Origin of the sequence: Pseudomonas sp. RAC1 (assembly GCF_030658255.1) — a bacterium.
Lineage (GTDB): Bacteria > Pseudomonadota > Gammaproteobacteria > Pseudomonadales > Pseudomonadaceae > Aquipseudomonas > Aquipseudomonas boreofloridensis.
Genome location: NZ_JAUTXS020000035.1, coordinates 88,154 through 102,526 on the forward strand (window position 1 = coordinate 88,154; position 14,373 = coordinate 102,526).

Here is a 14,373-nt window from a genome sequence, read left to right on the forward strand (position 1 = left end):
TCCATTCGCCGGGCCGAGCGATCGGCCCTGACCGCATTCATACATGAAGGATCTCCAATGCTCGATCGTCTGATGCAGGGTTGCTGGCTGCGCGGCATTCGTCTGTCCGCCCGCGCAGGTGAAGTGGTTGTCGACCATGCGCCACCTGGCGCGCTGGACGAGTCGATCGCCCAGGCGCTACGCAGCCACGGCGCCGACGTGGTGCGCTGGCTCGACGCCCACCCGGCGTATTTCCGCGACCGTGCGCTGACCGATAACGAACAGGCGCTGTGGTTCCTGCACCGCCTGGAGCCGCAAAGCTGCGCCTACAACATCGCCTATGCCGCACGGCTCAAGCCGTCGCTGCTCGATGAAGACCTGGTGCCGCGTCTGCAACGCGCCTGGCATGACGTCCAGCACCGCCATCCGCTGCTGTGCAGCCCGTTCGCCGAGCGCGACGGCGTGCCTGTGCAGCGCGACGCGCCGACCCAGTGGCTTGGGTTGCGCCAGGTCGAGTTGCAGGCGGCCGACCCGAAGGCCCTGCACCAACGTCTCACGGACTTGGCCGACGAACCGTTCGATCTGGCCCGTGGCGATGTCAGCCGCCTGACGCTGGTCTGTAACCGGCACGCCGAAGGCTGCGACTACATCCTGCTGTTGGGCATCCACCACATCGCCGCCGATGGTGCGACCATCTATCAGATCATCGTCGACGAGTTGATCTCGCACCTGGCCGGCCAGCCTCTGGCGCCGGTCGATGCGCAGGCCTACCGCGACTTCGGCAGCGCCCTGTATCGGCGCAGCGAGGCCGAGCAGGCGAGCGAGCTGGCCTGGTGGCAGGCGCGCTTGCAGGACGCCCCGGCGCTGGTGCTGCCGACCGACTTCGTTACCAGCGACACACCCGCCCACGTAGGCGGCGATACCTCGGCCAGGTTCGACGAGACCGATACTGCACGCATTCGCGCCCTGGCCCGTTCCATTGGCGTGACGCCCTACGTGCTGTTGCTCTCGCTATTCCAGCAATACCTCGGCGTGCTGTCGGGGCAGACCGATTTCGTGCTGGGCACGCCTGCCGGATGGCGACTGCGTCGCGAGCACTTGCGCATGCCGGGCTACCTGGTCAATCCGCTGGCCTTGCGCTGCACCCTGCAACCGACGCTATCGAGCATCGACTGGGCGCGCTGCGTGGAGCGCGAGGTGAAAGAGACCTTGCAGCACCGGCATTACCCGTTCGCCCGCCTGATGCAGCAATTGGCGCTGCCGCGCGAGCACGGCCGCGCCCTGTTCCAGCACATGTTCACGCTGAACAAGGACCGTTCCATGCCCTACGAGGTGCATGTCGAGCGCCTGTTCGCCGAGCAGCGCGGCGCTGCCCATGCGCTGAACCTGGTGATCAACGACGAAGACCGGCATTTCCATTGCCGCTGGCGTTTCAGCAAGGCGCTGTATCGGCAGGACACTGTCGACCGCTTGCGTGACCAGTTCATCGGCTTGGTGCAGGCAGTGCTGGAGCGCCCGGATGTGCCGTTCGCCGACCTGGACTGGCTGGCGCCCCACGAGCAGGCGCAATTGCAGGGCGAGACCTGCGCGCCGGTGTTCGACAATGCCTGGCAGGCCTTCGTCGAGCAGACCGTGCAGCGCCCTGCGGCCGTGGCCCTCGAAGACCCGCACGGCTGCCTGGACTATGCCACCCTGGGTCGCCAGGTCGCCGTGCTCGCCGCCCATCTGCAAGGGCAGGGCGCGCCTCTGCCAGGCCAGCGCATCGCCTTGTGCCTGCCCCGCAGCCGCGCGCTGGTGCTGCACATGCTGGCCGCGTGGCAGAGCGGCGCGACCTTCGTGGTGGTCGACCCGGCATGGCCCGCCTCCCGCCAGCAGGCCATCTGCGAAGACGCGCAGCCGTGTCTGTGGATTGGCCAAGCGGCGCGGCCTGAGTGGCTGCCGGCCGCCATCGCCTGGCTGGAGCCCACCTCCTTGAAAGACGCTCCAACCATCGGCCTGCGCCCACAGTTGGCGCCCGAGACGCCGGCCTACGTGGTCTACACCTCCGGTTCCAGTGGCCGTCCCAAGGGCGTGATCGTCAGCCACGGCAACCTCATCCACTACGTCAGCGCCTGCCTGGCCCGACTGGACCTGCCCGTCGATGCCAGCTTGGCCAGCCTGGCCAGTTGCGCCACCGACCTGGGGCACACTGCGTTGTTCGGTGCGCTGCTCAGCGGCCGACGCCTGCGCTTGCTGGACGAATCACTCGCGTTCGATGCCGAGGGCCTGGCCGATACCCTGCAAGACCAGCCCGTGGACCTGCTGAAGATCGTGCCGTCACACCTCAATGCCTTGCTGGTGGCGTCCCAGCCGCAGCGCGTGTTGCCGCGCCTGTGCCTGATGTGCGGGGGCGATGCGCTCGGCGCCGAGCTGATCGCTCGGGTGCGTGAGTTGCGTCCCGCGCTGCGCATCGTCAACCACTACGGCCCCAGTGAAACCACTATTGGCGTGCTCACCCACGAGGTGGACAGCGCGGGCACGGCTGCGCTGGGACGACCGCTGGCCAATGTGCAGGTCAGCGTGCGCGACCCCGCCGGGCGGTTGCTGCCGATTGGTGTCGCAGGCGAACTGTGCATCCAGGGGCCGACCGTTGCGCTGGGCTATGTCCAGGCCAGCGAGGCCGACCAAGCCCGGTTCACCGCCCACGGTTATCGCACCGGCGACCGCGTGAAGATCAACACTGCCGGGCGGGTGGAATTCTTCGGCCGCCTGGACGAGCAGGTGAAGATTCGCGGCTATCGCGTCGAGCCCGGCGAGGTGGCCGAGCAACTGCGTGCACTGCCCGGTGTGCACGATGCCCAGGTGCTGAACGCGCCCGTTGCCCTGACCGGCAACCGCCTGGTGGCCTTCCTCATCAGCGACAGCGACGACCTCCAGCCGATCCAGGCACGCTTGCAAGCGCTGTTGCCGGACTACATGCAGCCGGCCCAGTGGCATCGCGTCGAGCGCTTCGAGCGCCTGGCCAACGGCAAGGTGGACCGCCAGGCGCTGCTGCGCCGGGTCAATCAGGCGCCGCTCGCAGAGGCCCAGCCGCAGGCCGATGCAGCGCCGTCCAACGCGCTGGAAGCCCAGTTGCTGGAGATCTGGCGCACGCTGCTGGGCAAGCCGACGCTGGGCGTGGACGACAACTTCTTCCAGCACGGCGGCGACTCCATCCTGGGCTTGCAGATCATCGCCCTGGCGCGCCAGCAGCAGATCACGTTGACGCCCAAGCAACTGTTCGCCGAGCCCACCGTGCGGCAACTGGCGCGGGTCGCCCGCACCCCGCGCAGCGAGACCGAACAGAGGCTGCTGGCCATTGCCCAGGAGATTCTCGGCAAGCCGGCGCTGCAACTGGACGACAACTTCTTCGCCGTCGGCGGCGATTCGATCCTCAGCCTGCAGATCATCGCCAAGGCCAAGCAGGCCGGGCTGACGCTCAAGCCCAAGCAGATTTTCGAGTACCCCAGCGTACGCGGCTGGGCCGAGGTCGCCGTGCGCAAGGACGCGCCCGCCGCGAGCGCTGCCGATACCGTCGAACCGGAGACGGCGTTTGCCCTCACGCCGATCCAGCGCTGGTTCTTCGAGCAGGAGCAGCAGACGCCGGGGCACTGGGATCAGTCGATCCTGCTGGCCGTGCAGCAGCCCCTGGACACCGTGCGCCTGGCCGCTGCACTGGCGCGTCTGGTGGAGCGTCACGCCAGCCTGCGACTGGTCTTCGAACGCGATGCGACGGGCTGGACCCAGCGCTACCAGCCCGCCACGCCCGACCTGCACGTGCTGCACCTCGAAACGCGCCCGCTGGATGACGACTTGCTCGCTCACTGGCAAGGCGGCTGGTCGCTGGACCAGGCACCGATGATCCGCTGGGTGTACTTCACCCACGACCAGCAACTGCTGTGCAATGCCCATCACCTGCTGATCGATTCGGTGTCCTGGCAAGTGCTGATGGAGGAGCTCGAACAGCTCTATCTGCGTCCCGAGCACGCGTTGCCGCCGGTCTCGGCGGGTTTCCACCGTTGGAGCGAAGCTTTGGCTCAGCACGCCGCCGAACCCCGCGTGCAGGCCCAGGCCGAGTACTGGCGCCGCCAGCTCACCGACAGTGTGGTCAATGCCGCAGGTGACAATCACTACGGCGACAGCCGCACGCTTGAGGTGCGCCTGTCGGCCGAGCACACCGACCGCCTGCTGGGCGAAGCCAACAGCGCCTATGCCACCCAGACCCAGGACCTGCTGGTCGCGGCACTGGGCAGGGTGATCGCCCGCTGGCTGGGCCGCGAGCAGGTCACCCTGGAGCTGGAGAGCCATGGCCGCAGCGCCTGGGACGACAGCCCCGAACTGTCGCGCTCGGTGGGCTGGCACACCAGCCGCTATCCGCTGGCGATCAAGGCCAGCGACGATCCGGCGAGCGCCATCGTCCAGGCCAAGGAAGCGCTGCGCGAGGTGCCCGAACAAGGCATCGGCTATGGCCTGCTGCGCGCCGACCCGGCCCATGGCCTGGGCGCTGCCGACCTGCTGACCTTCAACTACCTGGGCCGCGCCGATCAGTGGTTCGCCCAGTCTCAGCTTTGGCAACTGGCGCGTCCGCTGTGTCCGGGGATGCGCGCCGCCGGCACCGCGCGCACCCATTGGCTGGATGTCACCGCGCTGGTGGAGCAGGGCCAGTTGCACCTGGAGTGGCGTTACGCCCCCCAGCGCCACAGCACGGCGCAGGTCAGCGAGCTGGCCAGGCAGATGGTGCAGACGCTGGAGGCGCTGCTGGAACACTGCCAAGGCCCCTCGGCAGGCCGCGCGACCGCCTCGGACTTCGCCGACTCAGGCCTGTCCGACGACGAATTCCTCGCCCTGCTCGAGCAACTGGAGCAGTGACCACCCCTGCGGTGTTTCTTTCAAAGGTTTGGATACCGACAGCATGAACGACAAGGTCAAAGCACTTTCGCGCAACATCGAAGCGATCTATCCCTTGGCGCCGATGCAGCAGGGGCTGCTGTTCCACAGCCTGCTCAATGCCGGCAAAGGCATGTACCTGCTGCAGTACCGCCATGTCATGGTGCTTCCGGACCTGGACCTGGAAGCCTTTCGCCAGGCCTGGGCCCAGGTGATCGAGCGCCACGAACTGTTGCGCACCTCGTTCGTCTGGAAGCAGCAGAAGCGGCCGATGCAGGTGGTGCACAAACAGGTCGAGCTGCCGCTGACCTTCGAGGACTGGTCGCACCTGGACGGCGCCACCCAGCAGCAGCGCCTCGACCGCCTGCTGGCCGAAGAACGCGCCGAAGGCCTGGACTTCACCAAAGCGCCGCTCATGCGCATCCGCCTGTACAAGCTGGCGCCGGACACCTATCAGTTCGTGCGCAGCTATCACCACATCCTCATGGATGCCTGGTGCTTTTCGATCATCATGGTCGACTTCTTCAAGAACTACCGCGCCGCTTCGCAAGGCCAGCGCCTGGAGCAGTCCAAGCCGCGACCCTACCGCGACTTCGTGCGCTGGCTGGAAAGCCAGAACAGCGAGGACCACCGGCAGTTCTGGCAACAGCGCCTGGCCGGTTTCGACACGCCCAACGAATTCGGCTTCGGCTACGCCGGGCGCGTCACCGAGGCCGCCGAGCCGGTCGAGGACTGCGTGCAGCGGCTCAGCGCCGAACAGACCCGCAGCCTGCAACAGGTCGCCGCGCAGCATGGCATCACGCTGAACACCCTGGTGCAGGGCGCCTGGACCTTGCTCATGAGCCGCTACAGCGGCGATCGCGACCTGGTGGTCGGCATCACCGTGGCCGGGCGCCCGGTGCACCTGGCGGGCATGGACAGCATCGTCGGTTTGTTCATCAACAGCCTGCCGCTGCGTTGGCAGTGCAATCCTCAGGATCGCCTCGGCGCCTGGCTGCGCGGGCTGCAGGACGAAAGCCTGAGCCTGCGCGAGCACGAGAGCGTGTCGCTGGCCGAGATTCAGGGCTGGAGCGACGTGCAGCGCCAGGACCTGTTCCACAGCCTGTTCGTCTTCGAAAATGCGCCGATCACCGACGATGTCCGGCAGGGGCAGTTGGATTACCTGATCAGCGACATGCACAACCGAACCCACACCAACTACCCGATCACCGTGGTGATCATCCCCGGCGAGTGCCTGCACCTGCAGTTGACCTACCTCACCGACTGGTTCCTGCGCCCGGAAGTGGAGCGCATGCTCGGTCACCTGCGCCGGTTGCTGCTGGAGATGGCTCAAGCCCTGGGGCGTGACCCGGACACGCCGCTGCACCGCCTGAGCATGCTCGACGACAGCGAAATCGCCACCCAGCACGCCTGGGCCGGCGGCGAACTGGCCGCGCAACCCGAGGCACTGCAACCGCTGTACATCGAGCGCTTGCAGCGACAGGTGCGCGCCACCCCGCACCACGTGGCCCTGATCCACGATCAGCAGCAACTGACCTTCGACCAGCTCAACCGCGCCGCCAACCGCCTGGCGCGCCACTTGCGCGAGCAGGGCGTGCAGCCCGACCAGTTGATTGCCGTGTTCGACGAGCGCGGGCTGGACCTGGTGGTCATGATCGTGGCCATCCTCAAGGCCGGCGCCGGCTGGCTGCCGCTGGATCCGCGCAACCCGGCGCAGCGTCTGGCCCAGGTGCTGCGCCAGAGCCGCACGCCACTGCTGCTGCACAGCGCCGAGATGGCCGAGCTGTCCGCCGAAGCGCTGGCGCTGCTCGACGCGCCGCCACGGCACTTGCGCTACGACGCTGCCGAGCTGGTGCACTACAGCGACACCGACCTCGACCTGCCGGTCCATCCCGCGTCGCTGGCCTACTGCATCTTCACCTCCGGCTCCACCGGCACGCCGAAGGGCGCCATGGTCGCCCAGGCCGGGATGCTCAACAACATGCTCGGCAAGTTGCCGGGTCTGGCGCTCGATGCCGACGATGTCATCGCCCAGAGCGCGCCGCAGTGCTTCGACATTTCCGTGTGGCAGACCTTGGCCGGAATGATCTTCGGCGCGCGCACCGTGATCCTGGCCGACTGCGTGATGCAGCATCCGCAGCGACTGGCCGACACCCTTGTCACGCAAGGGATCACGGTGCTCGAAGCCGTGCCTTCGTTGATGCAGAGCCTGCTCGACATCGACCTGCAGCACACGCGCCTGCGCTGGCTGCTGGCCACCGGCGAGGCCTTGCCCGCCGCCCTGGCGCGGCGCTGGTTCGACCAGCACCCTCAGATCGTGCTGATGAACGCCTATGGCCCGGCCGAATGTTCGGACGACGTCGCCTTCCACCCCTTGTTCGAGCGCCTGCCGCAGACGCGCAGCAACGTGCCGATCGGCAAGGCGACCCTGAACAACCGGCTGTACCTGCTCGATGCCGACCTGCAGCCGGTGCCTCTGGGTGCGGTGGGCGAGATCTTCGTTGCCGGGGTCGGCGTCGGGCGTGGCTACATGGCCGATCCGGCGCGCACGGCCGCGGTGTTCCTGCCCGATCCGCTGGCCAACGACGGCAGTCGCCTGTACCGCACCGGCGATCTGGCGCGCTGGCTGCCTGACGGCGATCTGGAATACGTCGGGCGTACCGACCATCAGGTGAAGATTCGCGGGCACCGCATCGAGCTGGATGAAATCGAAGCCTGCCTGGCTCGTCATCAAGGCGTGCGCGAGGTGGTGGTGGTCGCGCGCGACGATGCCCAGCGCGCCAAGGTGCTGGTGGCGTACGTCACCGCTGACGGCGAGCCGAGCGTCGAGGCGCTGCGCGAGCATGTGCTGGCGCACCTGCCGCCATACATGGTGCCGAGCGCCTTCATGTTGCTCGAGCGCTTGCCGCTGAACGGCAATGGCAAGGTCGACCGCAAGGCGCTGCCGGCGCCGGACTTCGCAGCGCAGAGCCTGGCCCGCTACGTGGCGCCGAGCAGTGCACTGCAACAGCAGATGGTCGACGCCTGGCAGCAGGTGCTGGGGCTGGCGCAGGTGGGCGTGCAGGACAACTTCTTCGAGCTGGGCGGCCATTCGCTGCTGGCCACGCAACTGATCGGCCTGGTCGGCAAGCTGACCGGCAGGGACCTGCCACTGCGGGTGGTGTTCGAGCATCCCACCATCACCGCGATGGCCGAATGGCTCGACACGCGCGAGCAGCCGGCCAAGCAGGGGCCGCGCCGTTTGCCACGGCCGACGCCGGTGCCGCTGTCCTTCGCCCAGCAACGCCTGTGGTTCCTCCAGCAGCTCGACCCCCAGAGCCCGGCGTACAACCTCAGCGGCGCGGTGCGCCTGAGCGGCGCGCTGGCGGTAGACGACCTGCAGCAGGCACTGCAATGCCTGGTGGACCAGCACGAGGTGTTGCGCACTCGCTTCCATGACGGCACCGACGGTCCCGTCCAGCACGCGCTGGCGCACCTGCACCTGGCGCTGCCGGTGATCGAGGTCGATGACGAAGCGGCGCTGCACCAGAAGCTGCGCGAAGACGCGATGACAGCGTTCCGGCTCGACTGCGAGCCGTTGCTGCGGGTGCGTCTGTACCGGCTGCAAGCAGACCAGCATGTGCTGTCGCTGAACTGCCACCACATCGTGGCCGACGGCTGGTCGCTGCACCTGCTGATCGACGGCATGTGCCAGCACTACCGCGCCCTGCGCAGCGGCCAGGCCCTTGAGCAGACGCCGCTGCAATTGCAGTACGCCGACTATGCGGTCTGGCAGCACCAGTGGATGCAGGGCCAGGACTGTAGCCAGGAACTGGCCTTCTGGCGCGAGCAACTGGCCGGTGAGCTGCCGGTGCTCGACCTGTCGCCGGACTTCCCGCGTCCAACCCAGGCCAGCCAGGCCGGTGCGCGTGTCGAGGTCCGGCTGCCAGAAGCCTTGGCCGCACGGCTGCGCGCCTTCAGTGCGCGCCACGGCTGGAGCAACTTCATCCCGTTGCTGAGCGCATTCCAGCTTCTGGTGCGCAGCCGCAGCGGCGAACAGGACGTGCTGATCGGTGTGCCGGCGGCCAACCGTCACCATGGCGTGCTGCAGCCGCTGGTGGGCTGCTTCGTCAACACCCTGGTCTACCGCCAGCACCTGCCGGGCGAGCGCAGCCTGCTGCAACTGATGGGCGACTTGCAGGCCTTGTCGGTGGCGGTGCAGTCGCACCAGGACCTGCCATTCGACTACCTGATCGAGCAACTGGGTGTGGTGCGTCAGGTCAGCTACAACCCGCTGTTCCAAGTGATGTTCAACTACTTCCCCGGCAATGCCCTGGAGCGTTTCGAGTTGACGGAGCTGATCGCCGAGCCGATCGACAATCGGCCCGACAGCGCCTTGTGCGACCTGAACCTGGACGTGCGCGACAGCGAGCATGGCATCGCCCTGAGCCTGCAATACAGCACCGACTTGTTCCGCGAATCGACCGTGCAGGCCATGGCCGAGGACTACCTGTCGCTGCTCGAGGCCCAGTTGACCCACCCCGAGCGCGCGCTGGGCGAGTTGAACCAGGCCGGGGCAGGGCGCGACGCTGCGCGTCTGCCTGGCGTGGCGGTGCCGCCTGGGCAAAGCCTGTTGCAGGCGTTCGCCACCCACGCGGCCCGCCACCCCGAGGCGCTGGCCGTGCAGGACGCCGGGCGGCAGTTGAACTACGCCGAACTGGACCAGGCCTCCAGCCACCTGGCCGCCGCCCTGCAAGCCCATGGCGCCGGGCCTGAGCAGCGCGTCGTGCTGTGCTTGCCGCGCGACCATCGCCTGCCGCTGGCGATGCTGGCCGTGCTCAAGAGCGGCGCCGCCTACGTACCGCTTGCCGAAGACACGCCCAGCGAGCGCGCTCGGCACATCCTCGCCTCTTGTGCCCCGGCCCTGTGCCTGGGCACCGCCGACACCTTGCCGGCGTTGCGGGCAGCCACCGAGGCACCGCTGCTGGACCTCGATACCTTGCGCTGCGACGCGCCGCTATGCCCGAACCCGCCGCATCCGGGGCAACTGGCCTATGTGCTGTACACCTCAGGCTCCACCGGCAAACCCAAGGGCGTGGCCATCAGCCGTGGCAACCTCGACAACCTGATGCAGGCGGTGGACCAGGTGCTGCCGCTGACCACCGGCGATCGCGTGCTGGCCCTGACCACCGCGACCTTCGACATCGCCATCGTAGAGCTGCTGCTGCCGTTGGCGCGTGGCGCCAGCGTGCTGCTGGCCGACCGCGAGCAGGCCCGCGATCCGCAGGCCATCGATACGCTGTTGCAGCACCTGCGTCCCAGCGTGATGCAGGCCACGCCCGCGACCTGGCGGATGCTGGTCGCGCACACCCACAGCACCTGGGAGGGCGTGCGGGCGATTTCCGGTGGCGAGGCGCTGCCGGCGGCCTTGGCCGAAGCGATGCAGGCGCGAGGGGCGTCGGTCATCAACGGCTACGGTCCCACCGAAGCCACGGTCTACAGCACCTTCGAGGTGTGCAGTGCGGCGCTGCGGGGCACTGAGGTGCCGATCGGTATGCCTGTGGCCAACACCCGCGCCTATGTGCTCGATGCCGACCTGCAACCGGTGCCCGAGGGCGTGATCGGCGAGCTGTACCTGGCCGGTGAGCATCTCGGGCGTGGCTACTTCGCCGCCCCCACGCTGACCGCCAGCGCTTTCCTGCCCGACCCGTTCGTCCCCGGCGCCCGCATGTACCGCAGCGGCGACCGGGTCCGGCGCAACGCCGCCGGCAGCCTGGACTACCTGGGGCGCGTGGATTTCCAGGTCAAGCTGCGCGGGCTGCGTATCGAGCTGGGCGAGATCGAAGCGGCCATGGCCGCCATCGCCGGTGTCGAGGAAGCGGCCGTGGCCTTGCTGGGGCAGGGCGAACAGCAGCGTCTGGTGGCCTACCACAGCGGCGACGAGCGCTCGGCGAGCGTGCTGCGCGAGGCGCTCGCCGCGCAGTTGCCGGACTACATGCTGCCCAGCCAGTTCGTCTGGCTGCAGCGCCTGCCGCTGAGCCCCAGCGGCAAGGTCGAGCGCAAGGCGCTGCCGGCGCCGAGCGTGCAGCAAGGGCAGGCCAGCGCGCTCGAAGGCCATTGGCAGCAGGTGCTGGCCCATCTCTGGCGGGAGCTGCTGGGCTGCCACGAAGTCGGTGCGTTCGATCACTTCTTCGAGCTGGGCGGCCACTCGCTGCTGGCGGCCCGACTGGTGGCGCGCCTCGCCGAGCAGCAGGATCGACGCCTGCCGCTGCGGGCGGTGTTCGAGCACCCTCGACTGGTCGATCTGGCCAAGTGCCTGGAACAGACCGAAACCGAGGGCGACAGCCTGTTACGCCCGCGGCAGACGTCCAGCGCGCCGCTGCATTTCACCCAGCAGCGCCTGTGGTTCCTCGACCGCCTGCAAGGCGACACCCAGGCGTATCACCTGTCGGTGGCCCTGCATTTGGACGGCGTGTTGCGCCCGGAACTGCTCGAACAGGCCCTGGAGCAGCTCGCCCAGCGTCAACACAGCCTGCGCACCCTGTTCGTTGACGACGAGACGGGGCCTGTGCAGCGGGTCGAGGACACCTCGACGGGGCGCCTGGACGTGCAGACGCTGTCACTCGATCCCCATTCGCCCGCGTTCGCCCAGTACCTCAGCGACGAGGCCAAGCGCGCCTTCGACCTGGGCACTGCGCCGCTGTGGCGCGTGCGTCTGTATCAGGGCCAGACGCACAGCGTGTTGCAGGTGACGTTGCACCACATCATCGCCGACGCGCGGTCGTTGGAGGTCTTCTGCCACGAACTGCAAGCCCTCTACCAGGCGCTGTTGGAAGGGCGCAGCGCCGATTTGCCCGCGCTGGCGTTGCAGTTCGCCGACATCGCCGACAGTTGGCAAGGCCCTGCCGGGCAAGCACAGATCGAACAGCAGTTGCAGTACTGGCGCGACAAGCTGGCGGGTGAGCCGCCCGTGCTGGATGTGCCGACCGACCTGCCGCGTCCGGCAGTGCAGGGCTTCAAGGGCCGGCGCCTGCGCTTCACGCTGCCGCAGGCGTTGGTGCAGCGCCTGCGTGACAGCGCCCGCCAGCAAGGCCTGACGGCCTTCGCGCCGTTGCTGGCTGCCTGGAAAGTACTGCTGGCGCGCCACAGTGGGCAGCGCGAGTTGTGGGTGGGTCTACCGGTGGCGCACCGTCACCAGGCGCACACCGACCACCTCATCGGCTACTTCGCCACCACCCAGGTGGTGCGCAGCGTCATCGAGCCGACGCAGACGGTCGAGGCGTTCTGGCAGCAACTGCAGGCTGACCATCTCCAGGCCCAGCAATACGCCGACGTCCCCTTCGAGCGCCTGGTCGACGCCCTCCAGGTGCGTCGCGACCTGAGCCACACGCCGCTGTTCCAGGCGCTGTTCAACCTGATCCAGAGCGATCTGACCCAAGGTTCGCAGCAGTTCGCTGGCCTTTCGGCGCAGCGTCTGGCGGTGGAGAGCGACAGCGCGCTGGTCGACCTGGGGCTGCACGTCGAGCAACAGGGCGCAAGCTGGCCCTGCGTGCTGGAGTACAACACCGAGTTGTTCCTGCCGAGCACGGCCCAGCGTTACGTCGATGAATACCTGCACCTGCTGCACGGCATGCTCGAGCGTCCGCAGGCTGCGCTGTGGGACATCGACCTGGCCAACACCGACCACGCACTGGCCGAGCGCCCCTGGAACCTGCCCGGTCGCACGCAGCAGGCCACCGACGATCTCATCCAGCGCTTCGAACGGCATGCGGCGCTCACCCCCGAGGCCCTGGCGGTGGACTGCCAGGATGAACGGATGAGCTACGCTGCGCTCAACGCGCGGGCCAATCGCCTGGCTTACTGGCTGCGCGCGCAGGGCGTCGGTCGCGACGACCTGGTCGCAGTCTGCCTGAGCCGTGGCCCCTGGCTGTTGCCGACCCTGCTGGGCATCCTCAAGGCAGGCGCCGCGTATTTACCGCTGGACCCGCAGCAGCCCGGCGAACGCCTGCGCAGTATCCTCGCCCACGCGCGCCCAGTGCTGATACTGGGCGAGCAGGGCAGTGCCGAGGTGCTGGGCGAGGCTGCCGTGCACGAGGTCGATGGGCTGGCGCTGACCTCGCAGCCGGCAAACAACCTTGAGCTTGGCGTACACCCGCTGCAGCGCGCCTACGTGATCTACACCTCCGGCTCCACCGGGCTGCCCAAAGGCGTGCAGATCACCCGGCAGAGCCTGGGCAATCTGCTCGCCGGTCTCGACCGGCACCTGCCACTGAGCGCCGAAGATGTCTGGCTGGCCAGCACCACCTACGCCTTCGACATGTGCAAGCCCGAGCTCTTCCTGCCGTTGGTCAACGGTGCCTCGCTGCTGCTGGCGCGGCGTGAACAAGTGGTCGATGGTCATCGGCTGTTCGAGCTGCTGCGCCAAGCCAGCGTGTTCCAGGCCACGCCGGCCGGCTGGCAACTGCTGCTGGAAACCGGACAGCGTCACTGGCCAGCCGTGCGCGGCCTGATCGGCGGCGAAGCGGTGCCGGGCGAGCTGGTGTGCAGCCTGTCGGCACTGGGGGTGCGCCTGATCAATGCCTACGGGCCGACCGAGACCACGGTCTGGTCCACGCTGCAACCGCTGGAAACAGCGCCCCAGGGCATCGCCGACATCGGCACGCCGTTGCTCAACACCCGCTGCTACGTGCTCGACGAGCACCTGCGTCCGGTGCCGCTGGGCACCACCGGCGAGCTGTACATCGCCGGCAGCGGCGTTGCGCGCGGCTATCAGCATGCGCCGCAACTGACCGCCGCCAGCTTCCTGCCCGACCCGTACGCGCCCGAGCCGGGCGCGCGGATGTACCGCACCGGCGATCTGGTGCGCCGCCGGGGCGATGGTCGCCTGGCCTATGTCGGGCGCAGCGACTTCCAGATCAAGGTGCGTGGGTTCCGCATCGAACCGGGTGAGGTGGAGACACTGCTGCGCGGTTATCCGGGCGTGGAGGAGGCGGTCGTCATGCCCGCGCCCGACGGCCAGGGGTTGTTCGCCTGGCTGCAGACGCCCTCGGCGCTCGATCAACAGGCCTTGCGCCGCGAGCTGGAAGCGCGGCTGCCGGCCTACATGATCCCGACCGCCTTCGTCGAGCAACCCCGCTTCGTCCTCAACAGCAACGGCAAGATCGACCGCAAGGCCCTGCCGTTGCCGACACTCGACCGCGCGATCGGCGTGGCGCCGCGTACGCCGCTGGAGACGCAGTTGGCCGAGCTCTGGCAGGACCTGTTGCAGGTGCCGCAGGTGGGGGTGACCAGCAGTTTCTTCGAACTGGGCGGGCACTCGTTGTTGGCGATGCGCCTGATGACCCAGATCGAGACACGCTTTGGCGTGCGCATCGAGCTGCGCAGCCTGTTCCAGGACCCGACCATCGCCGGGCTGGCCGCACAGATCGAGCAGCCCCAGGGCCTGCTCGGTGACCAGGCGCTGGACGAGATGCAACGCCTGTTATCAGAGATGGAAGACTAAGGATGAGT

Annotated in this window: 2 protein-coding genes; both read left to right on the forward strand. The window is 68.1% G+C overall.

Going from position 1 to position 14,373, the window contains the following annotated elements:
* Window positions 1-57 precede the first annotated feature (57 nt).
* On the forward strand, window positions 58-4,866 hold the full coding sequence (locus Q7C30_RS14865; protein ID WP_317871941.1) for a non-ribosomal peptide synthetase: 4,809 nt from the start codon (window positions 58-60) through the stop codon (window positions 4,864-4,866).
* A 43-nt stretch (window positions 4,867-4,909) separates the two neighbouring features.
* Complete coding sequence (locus Q7C30_RS14870; RefSeq protein WP_317871942.1) at window positions 4,910-14,365, forward strand: non-ribosomal peptide synthetase; 9,456 nt, start codon at window positions 4,910-4,912, stop codon at window positions 14,363-14,365.
* Window positions 14,366-14,373: the final 8 nt, after the last annotated feature.

Bases quoted from the DNA above. Each gene is read 5' to 3' on its own strand.
- Q7C30_RS14870 (WP_317871942.1), top strand. From the start codon at position 4,910: ATGAACGACAAGGTCAAAGCACTTTCGCGCAACATCGAAGCGATCTAT.
- Q7C30_RS14865 (WP_317871941.1), top strand. From the start codon at position 58: ATGCTCGATCGTCTGATGCAGGGTTGCTGGCTGCGCGGCATTCGTCTG.